General features: G+C 70.0%; 16 protein-coding genes. 5 read left to right on the top strand and 11 right to left on the bottom strand.

All coding sequences use genetic code 11. The features are described 5' to 3' along the window. Window positions 1-16 precede the first annotated feature (16 nt). Together ACFQU4_RS09460 and ACFQU4_RS09455 are read right to left on the bottom strand one after the other, a co-directional pair. The gene (locus ACFQU4_RS09460) at window positions 17-2,677 is read right to left on the bottom strand and encodes a hypothetical protein (protein ID WP_377490100.1); all 2,661 of its coding nucleotides are present in this window, start codon (window positions 2,675-2,677) and stop codon (window positions 17-19) included. A 65-nt stretch (window positions 2,678-2,742) separates the two neighbouring features. Beyond that, window positions 2,743-3,645: a phytanoyl-CoA dioxygenase family protein gene (locus ACFQU4_RS09455; protein ID WP_377490097.1), complete on the bottom strand. Its 903-nt coding sequence runs from the start codon at window positions 3,643-3,645 to the stop codon at window positions 2,743-2,745. A gap of 102 nt (window positions 3,646-3,747) precedes the next feature. Between ACFQU4_RS09455 and ACFQU4_RS09450 the strand changes: the two genes are divergently transcribed. After that, the gene (locus ACFQU4_RS09450; protein WP_377490094.1) at window positions 3,748-4,635 is read left to right on the top strand and encodes an AraC family transcriptional regulator; all 888 of its coding nucleotides are present in this window, start codon (window positions 3,748-3,750) and stop codon (window positions 4,633-4,635) included. Here ACFQU4_RS09450 and ACFQU4_RS09445 read toward each other — a convergent pair. Then, window positions 4,616-5,848: an MFS transporter gene (locus ACFQU4_RS09445; RefSeq protein WP_377490539.1), complete on the bottom strand. Its 1,233-nt coding sequence runs from the start codon at window positions 5,846-5,848 to the stop codon at window positions 4,616-4,618. The two genes, ACFQU4_RS09450 and ACFQU4_RS09445, sit on opposite strands and share 20 nt — an antisense overlap. A 127-nt stretch (window positions 5,849-5,975) precedes the next feature. On the opposite strand from ACFQU4_RS09445, the gene ACFQU4_RS09440 reads away from it, so the two are divergent. Further along, on the top strand, window positions 5,976-6,815 hold the full coding sequence (locus ACFQU4_RS09440; protein ID WP_377490091.1) for an acyl-CoA thioester hydrolase/BAAT C-terminal domain-containing protein: 840 nt from the start codon (window positions 5,976-5,978) through the stop codon (window positions 6,813-6,815). Between the two features lie 62 nt (window positions 6,816-6,877). On the opposite strand, the gene ACFQU4_RS09435 is transcribed toward ACFQU4_RS09440, so the two are convergent. The 7 genes from ACFQU4_RS09435 to ACFQU4_RS09405 are packed head-to-tail and all read right to left on the bottom strand — an operon-like array spanning window position 6,878 to window position 13,757. Further along, window positions 6,878-7,750, bottom strand: coding sequence for a neutral zinc metallopeptidase (locus tag ACFQU4_RS09435; RefSeq protein ID WP_377490088.1), 873 nt, complete (start codon window positions 7,748-7,750; stop codon window positions 6,878-6,880). 39 nt (window positions 7,751-7,789) lie between these two features. Further along, window positions 7,790-8,836, bottom strand: a complete 1,047-nt coding sequence (locus ACFQU4_RS09430; protein ID WP_377490085.1) for a mandelate racemase/muconate lactonizing enzyme family protein — start codon at window positions 8,834-8,836, stop codon at window positions 7,790-7,792. Then, a complete protein-coding gene (locus ACFQU4_RS09425) occupies window positions 8,836-10,143 on the bottom strand; it encodes an extracellular solute-binding protein (protein WP_377490082.1) in 1,308 nt (435 codons plus the stop codon). Before ACFQU4_RS09425 ends, ACFQU4_RS09430 begins: the two co-directional genes overlap by 1 nt. Window positions 10,144-10,192: 49 nt before the next feature. Then, on the bottom strand, window positions 10,193-11,275 hold the full coding sequence (locus ACFQU4_RS09420; RefSeq protein WP_377490079.1) for a mandelate racemase/muconate lactonizing enzyme family protein: 1,083 nt from the start codon (window positions 11,273-11,275) through the stop codon (window positions 10,193-10,195). A gap of 7 nt (window positions 11,276-11,282) precedes the next feature. Then, entirely contained in the window at window positions 11,283-12,134 is an 852-nt protein-coding gene (locus ACFQU4_RS09415) for a carbohydrate ABC transporter permease (RefSeq protein WP_377490076.1), read from the bottom strand. After that, a complete protein-coding gene (locus tag ACFQU4_RS09410) occupies window positions 12,124-13,065 on the bottom strand; it encodes a carbohydrate ABC transporter permease (RefSeq protein ID WP_377490073.1) in 942 nt (313 codons plus the stop codon). The genes ACFQU4_RS09415 and ACFQU4_RS09410 overlap by 11 nt, the downstream gene beginning before the upstream one ends. Further along, window positions 13,062-13,757, bottom strand: a complete 696-nt coding sequence (locus ACFQU4_RS09405) for a GntR family transcriptional regulator (RefSeq protein ID WP_377490070.1) — start codon at window positions 13,755-13,757, stop codon at window positions 13,062-13,064. The genes ACFQU4_RS09410 and ACFQU4_RS09405 overlap by 4 nt, the downstream gene beginning before the upstream one ends. 126 nt (window positions 13,758-13,883) lie before the next feature. On the opposite strand from ACFQU4_RS09405, the gene ACFQU4_RS09400 reads away from it, so the two are divergent. From ACFQU4_RS09400 to ACFQU4_RS09390, 3 genes are read left to right on the top strand one after another with little or no spacing between them, the layout of a single operon-like run. Next, entirely contained in the window at window positions 13,884-14,927 is a 1,044-nt protein-coding gene (locus tag ACFQU4_RS09400; RefSeq protein WP_377490067.1) for an Ldh family oxidoreductase, read from the top strand. Continuing rightward, window positions 14,915-16,135, top strand: a complete 1,221-nt coding sequence (locus tag ACFQU4_RS09395) for an iron-containing alcohol dehydrogenase (protein WP_377490064.1) — start codon at window positions 14,915-14,917, stop codon at window positions 16,133-16,135. The genes ACFQU4_RS09400 and ACFQU4_RS09395 overlap by 13 nt, the downstream gene beginning before the upstream one ends. 16 nt (window positions 16,136-16,151) lie before the next feature. Next, complete coding sequence (locus ACFQU4_RS09390; protein ID WP_377490061.1) at window positions 16,152-17,585, top strand: NAD-dependent succinate-semialdehyde dehydrogenase; 1,434 nt, start codon at window positions 16,152-16,154, stop codon at window positions 17,583-17,585. Between the two features lie 34 nt (window positions 17,586-17,619). On the opposite strand, the gene metG is transcribed toward ACFQU4_RS09390, so the two are convergent. Further along, complete coding sequence (gene metG, locus ACFQU4_RS09385; protein WP_377490058.1) at window positions 17,620-19,404, bottom strand: methionine--tRNA ligase; 1,785 nt, start codon at window positions 19,402-19,404, stop codon at window positions 17,620-17,622. Between the last annotated feature and the right edge of the window lie 38 nt (window positions 19,405-19,442).

Here is a 19,442-nt window from a genome sequence, read left to right as displayed (position 1 = left end):
ACGCGGAAACAGAAGCTCATGTCGGTGGCACCTGCCGCAAGGAGGGGGCCGGCAAGGGCACGCCGGCGTTCAAGGCGGCGGGCCGCTCCGTCCTCGGTCTCGACTGCACGGCGGCGAGCAGCGCGGCCGCGTCCGGCCAGAAGCCGCCGTCCGGGGTGAACCACGGCAGCGGCGGCTCGGCCGTGCCGTCCGGGCGCGGCGGTGCCGGGTCTGCTGCCGCCCCGATCGCGTCCATGATCGCGTCGAGGCGGGCGAGGCCGTCCGCCGACAGCCCGCCGTAGATCGGGTCGCGCAGCGACGCGACCGACTGGTCCAGCAGCGCGTTGAGGTTGTCCAGCGCCACCCGCAGCCGCAGCCACTGGTGCCGGTGCCATTGGCCGTCGTTGGCGTACCGGCGAGACAGCCGGGCCCCCGCCAGCGCGCCCCGCAGCGCCAGGGTGCTGATCTGCTCGACGTCCATGAACAGGTTCGTTCCGCCCTCGTCGGAGCGTTGCCGCACCCACGCCACCCGCCCGCGAAACGCCGGCATGAACGTCTGGGCGTTGTCCCGCCACGACATCGCCGTACCGAAGACCGCCCAGGCGAACCCCAGCATGCTGCCGCCCAGCGTGCCGGCGCCCGAGGCTCCGGAGGCCATCTCGTCGGGCAGCCAGACGTCCTGGTGGGCCGCGCCCCGCGGATGCTGGCCGAGGTTGATGCCGAGCGTCGGCCACAGCGGCAGCGGGGTGTCGAAGAAGTGGATCGGGAAGTTCGAGGTGATGCCGCCGTCGGACAGCCACAGCTCCTGGACCCAGCGCGAGTCATGCGTCCTCGGCGGGTAGTCGAGGTCGCCGTCCCCGGCGACCAGCCGGATGCCGAAGTCGTCGCGTACCGGCGCTGACCCGTCGGTCCGATACAGCCGTACGTCCTGGAACAATCCGGGCAGGGCCATGCTGAGGCGGACCGCGAACAGCACCGGGAGGTCCCACGGCATCGGCAGCGGGTGGAGGTCGGTGACGGTCTCGCCGGACACCACGTCGTGCGCCGTCACCGGAGCTCCCGCGCACACGGCGTCGACCACTGCCGCCGGGAGCACCGGGCCCGGGCCGCCGCCGAGGTCGCTGCGTCGCACGAACAGCCGCGGTGCGCCGGCCTCGTCGACGAGCTCGTCGATCCGGAGCGGAAAACGCAACGAGACTCCGTGGACCAGTTCGCTCGCCATCAGCTCCAGATTGACCAGTCGATGGTCGGCCGAGCGGGCCGCCTCGTCGAGCCGTTCCCGCGGCGTCGTCGCGGCGTCGAAGCCGGCCCCGAACCAGAGGTGACCGAAGCGCAGCACCGCCGGATCGGCTGAGTCGCGGGACAGACCGGCCAGGTCCGACAGCACGGCGTGCATCCAGTCGATCAGGTTCTGCGGCACGGTCGGCGAGGGACTGCCGGCGACCCGGTCCCAGAACCGCTCCCACCCGTTAGCCGGCGGCGGGTTCTCCGGATCGGCGCCGGACAGCAGCCCGAAGCGGTGCCCTCGGGCCGTGAGCATGATCTTGAGAACGGCCGCGAGCTGGATGCCGATGACCACCTGGATCATGGCGACCCAGACCAAGATCATCCGCCACGGGCCCACCGTCGCCCACTGGTCGGCCGCCGCCGCGAGCCCGACGGAGAGCAGGGCACCGAGTCCGAGCGCCGTGATCGGCAGCCACAACGATCCGTACGATCGCCGGCCCGGTCGCTCGACCGGCTCGGCGAGGCCGGCCGGCGGTTCCGGCAGCGGCTTCAGCCGTTGCAGCACCAGCACCCCGATCACGACAGCGCTGATGATCATCAACGACAGCGCGAGCAACCAGCCCAGCGACACCAGATAGGCGATCACCGGTCCGGCGGGTGATCGCCAGTCCATGGCGACGAGCGGTGCGCCCAGCAGGGCCGCCGCCGTGAAGATCCGTGCCACCGGCCCGAGTGCGGCGGTGATCAGCAGCGGGACCTGGGCCAGCCGTCCCCGCATCACCGCGATGATCATGCGAAAGATTGACCGCGACACCTGCGTGGCCTTGAACAGCTGGCCCATCCGGTACTCGTCCTCGTGCTGCGGCTCCTCATCCGCCTGCGTCATCCAGGCGACGATGTCGGCCAGCCCGACGAACCCGGCGCGGACCCGACCCTGACGCGGCGCTGCGGGCTCGTCGGCCGGCGGGCCGGACTCCCCTGACGTCTCCGGCGCCATCTGCCCGGCCCGTCCCACCTCCGCCGACGCGGCGAACGCGGCGGCGATCGCCCCCGCCGAGGACCCGCCCACGTTGCGCAGCCGGAACCGGCGGGCGATCTCGCACACCGCAAGCGGGTAGATCACCCCGCTCGCCGTACCGCCCTTCATCGTGACGTCGACGCTGCGGCGCAGATAGCGCTGTTGTTGCGGGGTGTACTCCGCAGCGGACGCCGCCGCCTTCTCGCCCAGCGCCGCCGCGACCGGCCGGTGCAGGAACTCGGCATCCGCCGGATCGACCAGCTGGGTATACGCCCGCTGATCACGCAGCCCGAACCCGGTCGCCGGGTGCGGCGCACCGCGCCACAACCAGTTCTCCGGTTCGCTGCGCCGGAGCGGCGCCGGCGGCGAGCCGCCGAACAGCTCCGGATCATCGCCGTGCCCGTGGTCCAGCAACCTGCGAACGCGGGCCCGCGCCGTCATCTGATCAGCCATGGGTGCCCCCTCGGTTGGCGTCAGCCCGTCCTGCTATCGGCTGCGCCTTCCATCATCACCCATGATCAGCAGATCCGCCCCTGCTTGCTGCGCGCGGAATGCGCGGTCGGGTCGAGCCCGATCCAGCGCGGGTCGACCTTCTCGGTGGCCCGCTGGTAGCGGGAGTCCGAGGACAGCCGGATCCGGTCCGCGTTGTTGTCCAGGCCGAGGTGGACGGTGAAGATCGTGAACGTGAGCAGGTCGCCGGCCCGGTAGTCGGCGGTCAGCCAGCGCAGTCCGTGGGCCTTGCCGAAGCCGGCCGGGTCCCGGGTCAGCACACCGTCCCAGGTCAGTCCGTCGGTCGCCGCGATGGTGGCGGCTTGATCATCGTCCTCGCAGTAGGTGTCCACGTCCCGGCTGCCGTAGTCGCCGGTGATCTCGTCCAGCCGGTGCGACCCATCCAGCACGGCGACCCCACCCAGGGTGCGGTCGATGTCGCCCAGCGGAGTCCAGGCGGTCATCAGGTCGAGCGTGCCACGGTTCATGAACACGCTGTCCATGTGCGGCGGGGTCGCCTTGCCGGGCGGCACCGCGCGCATCCAGGTGTAGTCGAAGTGCCGGACGTCGGCCTCGAAGATCCGGTGATACAGGTCGGCCATCCGCTCGCCGTACAGCAACGCCTGCAGCGGCTCGCTGTCCCGGGCCGCCTCGTGCAGCATCCGCGGCCGGTAGTCGTCGGCCGGCACCGCCAGGTCCGGGTCGGTCCCCGGCCGCAGCGCGCCGTCGCCGGCCAGCGCGGCGAGCATCGATCCGCGCGCGGCCCGTACCTCGTCCCGATCGAGATAGCCGGGCAGGAACAGGTAGCCGTCGGTCGCCAGCCGGGCCCGGAGTTCGTCGGCGTCGTCGACGACCTCGGCCGAGGAGCGGAGCGGGCCGACCTCGAGCGGGGCGCCCTGGGCGGTGATCATCGGTTCGGTTGAGGTGATCATGAAACGACGCTAACCCGGTGGCGGCGCCCCGCGTTGTCCGGATTGACCTCGTCACTTGCAGTTCCTGGCACGGCCCCGGACGGCCACGTACCCTTTCCTCCCATGAGCGCCGGCCCGCAGGTGCGGTTCCCGCATCCGCTGCTGCTGCCGCGGATCGGCCGGATCTCGATGACCGGCCGGGTGCCCCGCACCAAGGCCTGGCCGGCCGATCAGCCGCTGCGGACTCTGGGCAGCTATGCGGTGGTCTATCTGCTGGCCGGCGAGGGGCGGTACGTCGACGGCGCCGGCCGGAATCGGCACGTCGGCACCGGCGATCTGATCTTGCTCTTCCCCGACCTGCCGCATCGGTACGGGCCGCCGCCGGGCGAGTTCTGGGACCACCTGTACGTGGTCTTCGACGGACCCGTGTTCGACCTCTGGCGGAGCACCGGGCTGCTGGACGAGAACCACCCGGTCCGCCACGTCGCCCCGGTCGAGCACTGGATGCGGCGGTTCGCCGAGCTGGTGTTCCTGGACGAGGCGACCACGCCGGGGACGGTGCTGCAGGACATCGCCCGGCTGCAACTGCTGATCGCGGACGCCCTCGCCGCGTCGACCGCCGACGGCCCCGGCAGCACCGATGATCAACTGTGGCTGGCCCGGGCGACGGCCCTGCTGGCGTCCGACCTCGGCAACCCCGACTCGCTGCCGGACGTCGCCGCCACCCTCGGCCTGTCCTACGACGGGTTCCGCAAGCGGTTCCGGCGGTTGGCCGGCGTGACGCCGGCCCGGTACCGCAGCCAACGCCGGCTGGACCGGGCCTGCGAGTTGATCATCGCCGGTGATCAGACCGACCGGGAGATCGCCGCCCGGCTCGGCTTCGCCAGCGAGTCCCATTTCTCGCACCGGTTCCGGCAGCTGATCGGCAGTTCGCCGCGGGAGTTCCGGGCGGCCGCGGCGGCGAGCGGGATCGGCGGCGGCGACCGTACGGTCAGGCGTCGGCCGCGGTGAGCACCGTGGCCTCCTCGATCGCCGTCTCCGGTTCGGTCCGGTCGATGTGGCCGATCGCTCGCCGGCCGGCGACCAGGACGACGATCGCGATGATCATGGCCGCGGCGCCGAACCAGTACGGCCCGCCCGCGCCCAGGTGTGCGGCGATCGTCCCGGCGACCGCCGGTGCGAGCGCACCGCCGAAGAACCGGATCCCGGAGTACGTCGACGACGCGACCTGCCGCGGCAGCTCGGTGGCCAGCATCACCGACTCGGTGAGCACGGTGTTCAGCACGCCCAGGAACAGCCCGGCGACGATCACGCCCACCACCAGCACGACCAGGCTCGCCGAGCCGAGCGCCAGCAGCACCAGATCGGCGCCGAGCAACGCCAGCATCGCGTAGAGCACCGGCTGCCGGCCGAACCTGCGGGTCAGCGGCGGCGCGGCGAAGACCGAGGTGATCGCGACGCAGAGACCCCAGCCGAAGAAGACCAGGCCCAGCTCGTGGGCGCCGAACTCGGCCACCCCGGCGGCGTGCGCGGCCGCCTCCAACGGGAACGGACTGTAGGCCAGCAAGGAGAAGAAGCCGAAGTTGTAGAAGAGGGCACCGATCCCGAGCGTGAGCAGGGCCGGGTGCCGCAGCGCCGCGAAGGTGGCGGTCAGCCGGACCGGTTCGGGCCGGGCCGGGCTGCGGCCGAGCAAGATCAACAAGGCGATCAGGCCGAGCGCCATCAGGACCGCGGTGCCGAAGAACGGGCCGCGCCAGGACACGCTGCCGAGGGCGCCGCCGAGCAGCGGGCCGGTCGCGATGCCGAGGCCGAGCGCGGCTTCGTACAGGATGATCGCGTTGTCCACCCCGCCGCTCGCGGCGCCGACGATGGTGGCCAGCGCGGTGGAGATGAAGAGTGCGTTGCCGAGCCCCCAGCCGGCCCGGAAGCCGATGATCGCGCCGACCCCGTCGGAGGCGCCGGCGGCGGCCGCGAAGATCACGATCAGCGCGAGCCCGATCAGCAGCGTCTTCTTGGCGCCCAGCCGGCTGGACACGAAGCTGGTGAAGAACATGGCCAGGCCGGTGATCAACAGATAGCTGGTGAACAGCAGCATCGCCTCGGACGGCGTGGCGCCGAGTTCGTGGCTGATCGCGGGCAGGATCGGATCGACCAGGCCGATCCCCATGAACGCGATCACACACGAGAACGCGACAGCCCAGACGGCCTTGGGTTGTCGCAGGATCTGGCTGAACCCGGCTGCTGAATGGGTCCTGCTCACCTGGCGGCTCCTTCGAGATTCGGGATTGATACCGAACCACAGGATACATAGCTAAGCTAAGTTTCTCAACGCGCTGTGTCAGACTGCGGTCATGATCACGACCGAACTGACCGATCCGATCGGGGTCCGGGTCACGCCGGACCGGCCGGGCGGCACCGCGGTGCTGGTGCTGGCCGGGTCCAGCGGGCGGGTCGAGACGGGCCGAGCCGAGCTGCTGGCCCGCTCCGGCGCGATCGCGGAGAGCATCCGGTGGTTCGGCGGGCCGGGCCAGCAGCCGGGGCCGTGGGAGGTGCCGCTCGAGCTGTTCCAGGCCCGGGTCTCCGAACTCCGTACCCTCGCCGACCGGGTCGTGATCATGGGTACGTCGTTCGGCGCCGAGGCCGCCCTGATCACGGCGGCCCACACCCCCGAGGTCGACGCGGTGATCGCGTTCGCGCCGACGGACGTCGTCTGGGCCGGGATCCGGCCGGATGGCGGGCAGACCTCCCATTGGACCCTGGCCGGCGCCGCGCTGCCGTACCTCCCGTTCGTCGAGGACTGGCGCCCGGACACCGACCCGCCCGCCTATCGCGAGCTCTACCGGACCTCCTGGGAACGCGCCGCTCCCGAGCGCCGGGCCGCCGCGACCATCCCGGTCGAACGGATCCCGCAAATCCTGCTGGTGGCCGGCGGCGACGACCGGGTCTGGCCGTCAGCCGATCATGGTCACCGGATCGCCGAGCGCCGCCGAACGGCCGGCCTGGACACCATGATCATTTCCGCCCCGGACGCCGGCCACCGGACCGTCCTGCCCGGCGAACCGGTCGCCACCGGCGGCCAGACCATGGCCCGCGGCGGCACCCCGGAATCGGACGCCGCCCTCGGCGAGCAGGCCTGGCCCAAGATCACCGCCCTGCTCGGTCTGGACGGCGCAGTTTTTCACGTTACGTGAAAAACTGGCGCTTCCCGCGAGATATAACTCGCGGGAAGCGACAAGAAGTGTGGGGAAGACGGTCAGAGGTTGTCAGTGGCGAAGGTGTCGCAGGTGGCCGGGTCGCCGGATTCGTAGCCGGTGCTGAACCAGCGGACCCGTTGGGTGCTGGAGCCGTGGGTCCAGCCGTCGGAGTTGCTGCCGGACAGGCGGTCGTCGCCGATCGCCTTCGCGGTGGTGATCACGTCGGCGATCTGGTCCTTGGTGATCGGCTCCAGCATGGCGTCGGGGCCGTCGTCGGCACGGTTCGCCCAGACGCCGGCGTAGCAGTCGGCCTGCAGCTCCAGCCGGACCGAGCCGGACTTCGCGCCCTTGGATCCCATCCGCCGGGCCTGCTCGTCCGCGCCCAGCAGATGCTGCACGTGGTGGCCGAATTCGTGGGCGACCACGTACTCCTGCGCCAGCGGCCCGTTGCTGCCGCCGAGTTGCTGCTCCAGCGTGTCGAAGAAGCTCGGGTCGAAGTAGGCGGTCTGATCGGCCGGGCAGTAGAACGGGCCCACCGCCGAGGTCGCCGAACCGCAGCCGTCGGTGTCGACCGAGCCGGCGAAGATCACCGTCTGCGGGCCCTGGTAGCCCGACACCAGACCGGGCCAGATCTTGTTCAGGCTGTTCGTGGTGGCCACGATCCGGCAGACGGTGTCCGTGTTGGCCTTCTCGACCGTGCAACTCTCGATCTGCTGATCGATCTCGCTGTCGCTGCCGCCGCTGCCGACACCGTCCGTCGAATAGCTGCCGGCGCCGCCGAGGATGTCGGCCGGATTGATGCCGAAGACCAGCGCGGCGATCACCACGACCACCAGGCCGACCCCGCCCCCGATCGCGACCCGGCCGCGTCCGCCGCCGCCACGCCCTGATACCCCGCCGGTGTCCAGCGGACCGTCACCTCGGAACGTCATGACGAGAGCGTACGGGTTCCGGACCCGCTGGGGCCTCGTTCAGTCGTTCCAGCCGGCCAATCCCGGCCGGTCGGGCAACGGGTAGCAGCCGTCGACCAGGGAGATCGGGCTGTCGTCGGGCAGCAGCCCGCTCTCCACGTAGATCGTGTTCGGCAACGCGGCCAGGACGTGGATGTGGGCGCCGCCGCCGTGCGAGGCGTACGGGATGTTGAAGCCGGCCGCCATCAGGCCGATCTCGAAGCAGTCGGTCACCCCGCCGGCCCGGCGCAGGTCGGGCTGCACCACGCCGACGCCGCCGCGTTCGATCAGGTCCCGGAAGGCGGCCTGCCCGTACCGGTTCTCACCGGTCGCGATCGGCAGGTCCAGCTTCTCCGCCAGCCGGACATGCCCGGCGGTGTCGGCGGCCGGCAGCGGCTCCTCGAACCAGCGGCAGCCGAGCTGCTCGTACGCCCGGCCCCGGCGCAGCGCCTCGCCGTAGTCGAAGGCCTGGTTGGCATCGACCATCAGCGCCGCGTCGTCGCCGATCACGTTCCGCACCGCGCGGACCCGTTCCAGATCCTCGCTCAGCGGCCCGCCGCCGACCTTCACCTTCACGCCGCGGAACCCCTGCTCCATCGCCTTCGCACTGACCCGTTCCAGGCCCGGGATGTCCAGCTCCAGCCAGCCCACCATCGCGTACGTCGGGATCGCCGACCGTTGCGCGCCGAGCAGCCGCCAGACCGGGACGCCGAGCGCCTTGCCCTGCAGGTCCCACAACGCCTGGTCGATCGCGGCCAGGCCGAAGGTCGACAGGCCCGTCGTGCCCTGGTAGTCGGTCAGCGTGCGCAGCCGGTCCCGGATGCCCCGAATGAAGGCCGGGTCCTCGCCGATGATCACCGGGGCGAGCTGCCGCTCGATGATCATGGCGAGCACGGCCGGCGAGTGTTCCTCGCGGCCGAAGTAGATCTTGCTCGACCCGGTCACGCCCTCGTCGGTCTCGATCGTCAGAGTCGTGTGCCCGTTGCGATCCAGCAGCTGGATCGCGTCCCGTACCGGATGGTCCTTCGCCTCCGAGGTGATCGACACCTCGACGTTGGTGATCTTCATCAGCCCTCCCCGGCCAGGATCGCGTTCACCTGATCACGGACGCTGCCGAGTGCCTCGGCCGCCGTGCGCTTGCCGCTCCAGACGTCGTCCAGCACCGGGCGGTAGACACCGCGGGCCTGCTGGATGTACTCGCTGAAGTTCTCGTTCACCGCGTGCTCCAGCGCGTCGATCGCGACCGGCAGGTTCTCCGGTGCCTTGTCGTCCGGCTCGAACAGGCCGCCGGCGCTCTTGCTCACCGGGATGAAGCCGCGGGACTTCGCGAAGTCGGCCGACGCCTGCTCCCCGACGCAGTACTTGAGGAACTCCCACGCCTGGTCCGGATTCTTCGATTCCTTGGGGATGGCGAGCACCGTCATCGTGTTGACCGTGGTCCGGCTGACCTGCTTCGGCACCGGTCGGATGTCCCAGTTCACCGTCGCGTTCTCGCGCAGCCACGGCACGCTGCTGGTCAGCGCCAGCATCATCCCCACCTTGCCGGTGCCGAGCTGGCTCTGCTGCCAGTTCGGCGTGTTCTCGCCGGCGGTGATCGTCGCGAAGTCGGGATGCACCTTGTGCTTCAGGGCAAGATCAGCAACCCACTGGATCGCCTCGATCCCCTGGTCCTCGGCCAGCGTGAACCGGGTGCCGTCCTTGGAGTAGATGCCGTCACCGCCGTTGCTGGTCGGGAAGACCGTCTCCAGCGCGGTGTCCGGGAAGACCAGGCAGCCGTGCCGTTCGCCGGGCCGGTTCAGTTCCTTGGCCGCGGCGAGGAAGTCGTCCCAGGTCCAGCCGTCGGCCGCCCAGTCCGTGCTGGGCAGGTCGATCCCGGCCTCCTCGAAGGCGTCCACGTTGACGTAGATCACGCCCGGGTTGGTCATGATCGGCCACGCCGCATGGGCGCCGTCGGGCTGCTTGGCGAAGTTGAACGCGACCGAGTAGTAGTCGGCGTCCTTGATCCCATCCTTCTCCAGGTACGGCTTCAGGTCGAGCAGCGAGCCCTCCGCGTAGTAGCCCTTGACGTAGTCGTCGTTGATCCTGATCAACTCGGGCGGCGCCCCGGAGGCCAGCACCGTCCGCAGCTTCGCCTCGAAGTCGTCGCCGCCGGGCACGTTCTGCAGGTCCAGCTGGGTGCCGGCCTGTTCGGCCCACTTCGTGGCCACGTTGGCCAGCGGCGAGCCGGAGGCCGCATCCCAGGTGAGGAACGAGAACGTACCGTCGCCGCCGGACGGGCCGCCGTTGCAGGCAGTCAGGGAGCCGCCGAGCAGGCCCGCTCCGGCGGCGGCGCCGAGGCCGAGCAGCGATCGGCGGCTGAAGGCTGAACTGGTCATGGTGTGAGTCCTTTCGACCGGGCGTGGCCCGGCCATGCGCGGATCGTGATCACGCCGTCCGGAGCCGTGCGACGACGTCGTCGTCCAGTTCGACACCGAGTCCGGGCAGCTCGTGCGGCGTGATCACGCCGTCCACCGGGAGCAGCGGATTGGTCCAGATCGGGGTGTCGTCGAGGATCGGGTTGTGCTCGATGTTGTATTCCTGCGGATAGACGCAGGCCGGGGTGCTCACCCAGACGTGCGCGTGGGCCGCGGTGCCGACCGTCTGTTGGGTGTTGTGCACGGTGATCGGCTTCGTGTACGTGTCGGCGAGCACCGCGATCTTCTTCAGCTCGGTGATGCCGCCGCACTTGATCACGTCGGGTTGCAGGATGTCGACCCTGCCGACCGTGATCAGGTCCCGGAACTGCCAACTGCTGTACTCCTGCTCGCCGACCGCGATCGGGATGTCGACCGCGTCGGCCAGCCGGCCGTACGCCTCGTAGTCGTGCGCGGCCAGCGGCTCCTCGAAGTGCCAGACGCCGAGCTCCTCCAGCGCACGCGCGATCTTGAGCGCCGTGTGCGGGTAGTACGCGTTGTTGACGTCGACCATGATCGGGAACTCGTCGCCGACCAGGCCCCGGACCGCGGTGACGGTCGCGATCGTCTGGTCGAACCCGTCGTCGTGCATCCACGGCGTCGCCGAGTGGATCTTGTAGCCGTGAAAGCCCTTCTCCTTGAACGACAGGGCTCGCTCGGCCTCCGCCGCCGGCGTCATGCTGCGGGACATCGAGCTGGCGTACACCTTGGTGCCCTGGCGGTACTTGCCGCCGAGCAGCTTGTAGACCGGCAGCCCGGTCGCCTTGCCGAGCAGGTCCCACAGCGCGATGTCGATGCCGGCGATCGCGTTCAACTGGGCCCCGCTCGGGCCGAGTTTGAACGGCTTGGTGTACATCCGGCGCCAGAGCCGTTCCACGTCCGTCGCCTCCTCGCCGACCAGCAGCGGTCCGAGCACGGACGTGATCATCGTGTGGGTGACGTCGGCGTTCATCGGACTGATCTCGCCGAGGCCGACCAGGCCCTCGTCGGTGTGCACCTTGACGAAGTGCAACCGGCCGAGCAGCACGATCGACTCGACTTCGGTGATGATCATGGATGGGTCACCCTTTCAGGCCGGACATCGTGATGCCCTGCACGAAGTAGCGTTGCGCGACGAGGAAGATCAACAGTGGCGGCAGGATGGTCAGGGTGGCCGCCGCCATCATCAGGTTGGTCTGGGTGAAGTACTCGCCGCGGAACAGCGCCAGCGCGATCGGCATTGTCTGCAGCCGGGTCGAGTTGAGGAAGATCAACGGGCCGAACAGGTCGTTCCAGGAGGCCATGAAGGTCATCACGCCGACCGCCGCCAGGGCCGGCTTGACCTGCGGCAGCATGATCCGCCAGAAGATCCCGAACGTGGAGGCGCCGTCCAGCTTGCCCGCTTCCTCCAGTTCCATCGGCACACCCCGGAATGCCTGCCGGAGCAGGAAGGTGCCGAACACCGGCGTCAGCACCTGCGGCACCCACAGCGGCAGGTGGGTGTCGATCCAGCCGAGCTCGCGGAACAGCATGTACTGCGGCACCAGGTAGACCATGCTCGGGATCATCGCCGTCGAGAGCAGCAGTGCGAATGCCGCGCCCTTGAAGGCGAAGTCCAGGCGGGCGAAGGCGTACCCGGCCATCGAGGCGAACAGCAGCAGGAAGCCGACGTTGAGCGCGGCCAGCTTGACGCTGTTCAGGAAGTACGGCAGCAGGCCGTCGGCCGCCTGCGTGTAGTTGCTCCACAGCCAGGTCGACGGGAACAGCGTCGGCGGCGACTGCAGCACCTCGTTCTCCGGCTTCAGCGAGGCGCTGGCCATCCAGATCAGCGGTGTCGCGAACACGATCGCCAGGACGAGCAGCACCAGGAAGATCACGATCCGCCGGGTCAGGTGACGCCGCGGCCGGCGCCGGGTGGCGAGGTCAGTTGTCATAGTGCACCCACCGCTTCTCGCCCTTCCACTGCACGAAGGTGATCACCGCGATGATCGCGAACAGCACCCAGCCCATCGCCGAGGCGTAGCCGAGCCGGCCCTCGCCGAAGGCCGTGCTGTAGATCTTGTAGATGAAGACCTGGGTCGCGTTGTTCGGCCCGCCGGAGGTCATCACGTAGATGATCCCGAAGACCTGGAACGACGAGATGAACTGGACGATCGACAGGAAGAACAGGTTCGGCGTGAGCAGCGGCAGCGTCACCGACCAGAACCGGCGCCAGGCCGAGGCACCGTCGACCGTGGCCGCCTCGAGGATCGAGCCGTCGATGGCCTGCAGCCCGGCCAGCAGGATCACCATCGGGTAGCCGACGCCCTGCCAGATCGCCACGATGATCACCGCGATCAGGGCCGTCCTGGTGTCCGACAGCCAGGCCGGCGCCGGCAGTCCGACCCCTTTCAGGATCGCGTTGATCAAGCCGTTGTTCGGTTCGTAGAGCCAGAACCAGACGAACCCGATCGCCACGACATTGGTGATCGCCGGCGAGTAGTACAGGGTCCGGAACAGCCCGACCCCGGCCACCTTCTGGTTGCAGAGCACGGCCAGGGCGAGCCCGATCGCGATCGAGGCGACCACGACGGCGAGCGTGAAGACCGCCGTGTGCCAGAGCGACCGGTAGAAGTCGGGGTCGTCGGTGAACAACCGGACGTAGTTCTCCGCGCCGAGGAACTTCGGCGTCCGCAGCCCGGTCCAGTTGGTCAGCGAGACGCCGAGCGAGGCGATCACCGGGGCGACCTGGAAGATGATCACGCCGCCGATGACCGGGCCGACGAACAACCAGCCGGCCAGGTTCTGGCGTCTCGGGCGCGCCCGCCGGCGCGGCGCCCGGGGCTCCGACGCGATCGTCTCTGGTCGCATCACTGTGCTGGTCATGATGCCTGCGACGGCTCCTCACGATCCCGATGATCTTGGTTGAAGGCCTTGCGCAACCGGGATCTGGATGCGGTCAGGTGCGCGGTCATCGCCTCGGTGGCGCCGGTGGCGTCCCGGGTCCGGATCGCGGTGATGATGCGGTCGTGCTCGGTCAGCGCGTCCTCGGTGACCGAGGAGTCGCGGAGCAGCCGGAACAGTTGCAGGTGGGCGTGCAGCTTGGCGAAGATCTCGCTGAAGTAGCCGTTGCCGGTCGCGTCGATCAACGCCCGGTGCAGCTCGGCGTCGGACCGGGCGAACGCCCCGTAGGACAGCTCGCCGGACTCGTAGCCGGTCCGCATCTCCTGGGCCAGGCCGGTGATCCCCTCCAGCTGACCGCGCTGATGCCGGGCCGCGGCCAGGCCGGCGCAGTACGGCTCGATCAGGAAACGCGCCTCGAACAGCTCTTCGAAGCGTTCCGGTGACAGGCGCGGCGTTGCCGAATATCCGATCAGATGTTTCTTCTCGACCAGATCCTCCGCCTCGAGGCGGAGCAGCGACTCGCGGACCGGGGTCTGCGAGACCTCGAACTGGCGGCTGATCGCATCCACCCGGATCCGCTGGCCGGGCTCGATTTCGCCGTCGATCAGCATGGCCAGCAGGCGTTCGTACACGCGATCGCTCATGCTGGTCCGTTCGGCACCGTCGTCGCCCATAGTCGCCTCCTTGCTGTTCGAGCGGCCCGAGCCAAGCCTCGGATGATCGCTTGCTGATCGTATCTGATCTGATTTAGGGTGACAATGGTTTCTGATCATGATCCGATCAGCCAGAAAGGGGCGATCGTGCTGGTTCCCCTCGCGACGGCGCGGGCCGTGGCCGCCGAGGTCCTCGTCGGCGCCGGTGCCACCGAACGCCATGCCGAGCAGCAGGCCGCGGTGCTGGTCGACGCCGAGGCGCGCCGGGTCCCCTCGCACGGCCTGCTGCGGCTGCCCCGGCTGGTCCGCCGGATCGCCAACGACGTGGCCGATCCCCTGGCCTGCGGCCGGCACGACTGGGTCAGTCCCAGCTACCTCACCGTCGACGGCCAGCGAGGCCTCGGCCCGCCGGTCGCGCTGCACGCCCTCGACGCGGTGATCACCGCCGCCGACCGGCACGGCCTCGCGGCGGTGTCGATCACCAACAACAACCACCTCGGCATGCTCGGCTACTACGCGCGGGTCGTCGCCCGGCGCGGCCTGGCCTGCCTGGCCATGACCACCAGCGAGCCGCTGGTCCATCCGTGGGGCGGCAACCGGGCCATGGTCGGCACCAATCCGCTGGCGATCGGCGTCCCGGCCGAGCCGCAGCCGCTCGTCCTCGACATGGCCACCTCGATGATCTCGATGGGCCGCGTCCATGATCACGCCCGGCGCGGGGTGCCGCTGGAGCCGGGCTGGGCGCTGGACGCCGAGGGGAATCCGACGACCGATGCCGCCGCGGCGATGCACGGGTCCCTGGCTCCGTTCGGTGGGCCGAAGGGGTACGCGCTCGGGCTCGCGCTGGGGGCCATCGTCAGCTTCGTCACCGGGTCGGCCCCGGACGTCGACGTACGCGGAACGCTGGACGACGACCAGCCCAGCGGCAAGGGCGATCTCTTCGTGGTGATCAAGGGTGCCCAGCACCCGGTGACCGCGTTCCTTGATCAGATCCGGGCCACTCCGCCGACCGACCCGGACCGTCCGGTGACGGTGCCGGGCGACGGCGGCGAGGCCCGGGCCCGGGACGCCGAGACGGCCGGCGTCGATCTTGACGACGGGCTGTGGTCGGAGCTGCTGGCGCTGCGCCCGTCGACCGCCGCGACCGCCGGTGCAGCCGGCCGAGGAAGTGAGGAAACGTGTCGACTGTGAGTCCCGGACTGCTGCGGGCACCACGAACGGTGATCTTCGGGCCGGGTCAGCGCACGACGCTGGGCCGCCAGGTCGCCACGCTGGGCAGCACCGCCCTGGTCTGCACGGATCGCCGGCTGGCCGGCTCCGCTGAGCTCCGTTCCATGATCGATGATCTTGCCGATCACGGCGTCACCGCGATGATCTGGTCCGAGACCGAGGCGGAGTTGCCGAGCGAGAACATCGCCTCCTGTCACGACGCCATGACCGGCCGCGGCATCGACGTGGTGGTCGGTGTCGGCGGCGGCAGCTGCCTCGACATGGCCAAGGCGGTCAGCCTGCTGTTGGCCCACGGCGGACCGCTGGATCGCTACTACGGCGAGTATGCGGTGCCCGGCCCGGTGCTGCCGATCGTCGCCGTACCGACGACGGCGGGGACCGGTTCGGAGGCGACGCCGGTGTGCGTACTGACCGACGCAAGGCGCGAACTGAAGACCGGGATCTCCTCGCCGGAACTGATCCCGACCATCGCGATCTGCGATCCCGAGCTGACCGTGTCCTGTCCGACCGCGCTCACCGCCAGTGCCGGCGCCGACGCGCTGACTCATCTGGTCGAGTCGTTCACGGCGATCCGCCGGCCCGCGTCCGCGCTGGGCGAGAAGAGGGTCTTCATCGGCAAGAACGCGATCAGTGATCATTACGCGAGGTGGGGGCTGCAGCTGATCGGCACGGCCCTGCCCGCGGCCGTCGAGGATCCGCAGGACCTGGCTGCCCGGGCCGACACGATGCTCGCCGCGAACGCGGGCGGCTTCGCCCTCGGCGTCGCCGGCACCGCGGCCGCGCACGCCCTGCAATACCCGCTCGGCGCGATCACGCACACCCCGCACGGGGTCGGCGTCGGCGTCCTGCTGCCGTACGTGATGCGGTTCAACGCGCCGGAACGGCTGGCCGAGTTCGCCGAGATCGGGACCCTGCTCGGCCGGACCGCCGACTCCGAACGCGAGCTCGCGATCCAGGGCATCGAGGCGGTCGACGCGATCCTGGCCACGATCGGGATCCCGGCGACGCTGGCCGAGCTCGGCCTGACCGAGGACCGGCTGGGCTATGTCGCCGAGCAGGGCCTGGTCTCCAAGCGGCTGGCCGAGAACAACCCGCGCCCGCTCGACCTGGACGCGATGCTGCAGATCGTGCACGCCGCCCACCGCGGCGACCGCACGCTGCCGTTCTGATCTTGAAGGAGTTCCGTTGACCGATCCCACCACCCTGCGCCGCGACTCCTACATCGACGGCGAGTGGCGCGCCGCCGCCGACGGCGCCCGGTACCCGGTGCACGACCCGGCCGACGGTTCGGTGATCACCGAGTTCGCGGCGGCGACGGTCGAGGACTGCCTGGCGGCCGTCGAGGCGGCCGAGCGGGCCAGGCCCGCGTGGGCGGCCCGGGCCCCGCGGGAGCGGTCGGAGATCCTGCGCGCCGCCTTCGAGCTGATGACCGCCGAGGCCGAGACGATGACGGAGTTGATCATCGCCGAGAACGGCAAGGCCTACGCCGATGCCAAGGCCGAGGCCGGGTACGCGATCGAGTTCTTCCGCTGGTTCGCCGAGGAGGCGGTCCGGGTCGGCGGCGACTACCGGCTCGCCCCGGCCGGCGACAAGCGGATCGTCGTGACCCACCAGCCGATCGGCGTCTCGGTGCTGATCACGCCGTGGAACTTCCCGGCCGCGATGGCCACCCGCAAGCTCGGCCCGGCGCTCGCGGCCGGCTGCCCGGTGATCTTGAAACCGGCCGCCGAGACACCGCTCACCGCCGCGTACGTGGTGGACGCGCTGGCCCGGGCCGGCGTACCGCGCGGCGTGGTCAACCTGGTCACGCCCGAGCCGCCAGGCCCTGCCGTCGCGGCGATGCTGCACCACGAGGCCGTACGCAAGCTGTCCTTCACCGGGTCGACCGAGGTCGGCCGCGAGCTGCTCCGGCAGTCCGCCGACCAGGTCGTCGACGCGTCCATGGAACTCGGCGGCAACGCACCGTTCCTGGTGCTGTCCGGCGCCGACGTCGACGACGCCGTGGCCGGCGCCATGATCGCCAAGATGCGCAACGGGGGCGCCGCCTGCACCGCCGCGAACCGGTTCTACGTGCACGCCTCGCTGCTGGACGAGTTCACCACCAAGATCACGAAGGCGATGGGCGAGCAGCGGCTGGGCCCCGGCCGGGACCGGGCCAACACCCTCGGCGCGCTGGTCTCCGAGACCGAGCGGGACAAGGTCGCCGGCCTGGTCGACCGGGCCGTCGCCGACGGCGCCGAGTTGATCATCGGCGGTCCCGGCGACGGGGCGGGTGCCTTCTACCGGCCGACGGTGCTGACCGGGGTCCGGCACGGCACCGAGATCACCACCACCGAGATCTTCGGCCCGGTGGTGACGATCATCGGCTTCGACGAGATCGACCAGGCGGTCGCCCTGGCCAACGACACGATCTTCGGCCTGATCTCCTACGTGTACGGGGAACGCGGCCAGGCCCTGGCCGTCGCCGAACGCCTCGACTCGGGCATGGTCGCGGTCAACCGCGGCGTGGTCAGCGACCCGGCCGCGCCCTTCGGCGGCATGAAGCAGTCCGGCCTCGGCCGGGAGGGCGGCTTCGCCGGCATCGAGGAGTTCCTCGAGACCAAGTACATCGGCCTCTGACCCGCCCGATCAGCAGGTTTGGTTGGGGGTTCGCTCAGGCGATGGAGGCCCATTCGGGGCCGGTCTCGGCCAGCTTGTCGTCCAGCTTGGCGAACAGGGGCTCGGGCTTGGCCAGGGGGCGGCCGGCGGGCAGCGGGACGGACTCCCAGCGGGCCTGCTCGCTGGCGTACTCCCCCATCAGCACCGGATAGTCCGGGCCGCCCTCCTCCTCGACGGTACGGATCTCGGGCTGCGCGGCCCAGACGCCCTCGCCGCCGAGCGCCTCGTGCACCCGCTGCGCCGAATGCGGCAGGAACGGGGTCAGCAGGGTGTTCGCGTCGGAGACGACCTGGAGCGCCGTGTGCAGGACCGAGTCCCGGCGGACCGGGTCGTCCTTGAGCTTCCACGGCTCGGCCTCGGACAGGTAGCGGTTGGCCTGGGTGACGATCCGCATCGCCTCGCTGCTGGCCTGCTTGAACCGGCTCCGCCGCAAGGCATCCCCGACGATCCCGAACGCGGCCTGGGACTCCTTCAGCAGTTCATGATCACGATCACGAAGATCATCGGCGGCCGGCACCGCGCCGACGTAGCGGTGCGCCATCGAGATCGAGCGGTTGATCAGGTTGCCCCACTCGTTGGCCAGCTCGGAATTGGTCCGGCGGACGAACTCGTCCCAGGTGAAGTCGGCGTCCTGGTTCTCCGGGCCGGCGACGGCGATGAAGTAGCGCAGCGCGTCCGGGCCGAAGTCGCGCAGGAAGTCGCCGACGTAGATCACCTTGCCCCGACTGGTGGAGAACTTCGAGCCGCTCATGGTGAGGAACTCGCTGGACACGACCTCGCTGGGCAGGTTCAGCGTGCCCATCGGCCCGACCTGGCCACCATGATCACCGGCGCCGTTCTGGCCCAGCAGCATGCCCGGCCAGATCACCGAGTGGAAGACGATGTTGTCCTTGCCCATGAAGTAGTACGCCAGCGCCTCCGGGTCGGCCCACCACTTCTTCCAGGCCTCCGGATCGCCGGTCCGGCGGGCCCATTCGACCGACGCCGAGAGATAGCCGATCACCGCGTCGAACCAGACGTAGAGCCGCTTCATCGGCTGATCACGCCAGCCGTCCAGCGGGATCGGGACACCCCAGTCAAGATCACGAGTGATCGCCCGCGGCCGCAGCTCCGAGAGCAGGTTCTGGCTGAACCGGAGCACGTTCGGCCGCCAGTCCGTCCGCTTCGAGAGCCAGCTGCCGAGCGACTCGGCCAGCGCGGGCAGGTCGAGGAAGAAGTGTTCCGTCTCGACGAACTTGGGCGTCTCGCCGTTGATCCGGGAAACCGGGTTGATCAAGTCCGCCGGGTCGAGCTGGTTGCCGCAGTTGTCGCACTGGTCGCCGCGGGCGCTGTCGTACCCGCAGATCGGGCAGGTGCCCTCGATGTAGCGGTCCGGCAGCGTCCGGCCGGTCGACGGGCTGACCGCGCCGAGCTGGGTCTTCGGCACCACGTAACCGTTGTCGTACAGGCCGGTGAACATCTTCTGCACGACGTCGTAATGGTTCAGCGTCGTGGTCCGGGTGAACAGGTCGTAGGACAGCCCGAGGCCCTGCAGGTCCTCGACGATGACCCGGTTGTACTTGTCGGCCAGCTCGCGGGTGGTCATGCCTTCCGCCTCCGCCTGAACGGAGATCGGCGTGCCGTGTTCGTCGGTGCCGGAGACCATCAGTACGTCGTGCCCGGACATCCGCATGTAGCGGGAGAACACGTCGGAGGGAACGCCGAAACCGGAGACATGACCGATGTGCCGCGGGCCGTTGGCGTACGGCCAGGCCACGGCGGTCAACACGCGAGAACTCATAGCGGTCACCCTATTGCAGCCAAGAGGGGCGACCCCCT

The organism is Microlunatus sp. GCM10028923 (assembly GCF_042666975.1).
Lineage (GTDB): Bacteria > Actinomycetota > Actinomycetes > Propionibacteriales > Propionibacteriaceae > Microlunatus.
Note: the sequence above shows the minus strand (reverse complement) of the source record. Positions and strands in the feature narration are given on the sequence as shown.